The 357-nt window shown below is 63.0% G+C and carries 1 protein-coding gene; it reads right to left on the reverse strand.

Going from position 1 to position 357, the window contains the following annotated elements:
• A partial coding sequence (locus EN824_RS33810; protein ID WP_135933188.1) for a glycosyltransferase occupies positions 1–357 on the reverse strand: 357 nt, incomplete at both ends.

The following is a 357-nucleotide window of genomic DNA, read 5'->3' on the forward strand; positions in this document are numbered from 1 at the left end:
GCTTCAGGGACCTCGAAGGGCGCCAGGAGGCTTGAGAGCCAATTCCGCTCGGGAACCGTGTCGGAATCCATGAAGACGACGACGTCTCCTTCGCTCAAACGCACGCCATTGTTCTTGAGTTGGTAATACCGGCCATCCGGACACGCGGCGAAGCCGATCTCGGCGACGTCGCCCAATTGCGGCGCCTCAGCCTCAATGTGGCGTCGCAGCGACGCGGCGTCCCCGTCCGGCCCGCCATGCGAGATGACTACTTTTGGGCGTGCATGGCCCTTCGCCGAAACAGCGGCGATCTCGCGCGCCAGGGTCTTCAGTCCGAGGCCAATCTCGTCCCAGTCGATGGACTTGGCATTGTCCATC

This window comes from Mesorhizobium sp. M8A.F.Ca.ET.181.01.1.1 (assembly GCF_004792025.1).
In the GTDB taxonomy this organism is placed as follows: domain Bacteria; phylum Pseudomonadota; class Alphaproteobacteria; order Rhizobiales; family Rhizobiaceae; genus Mesorhizobium.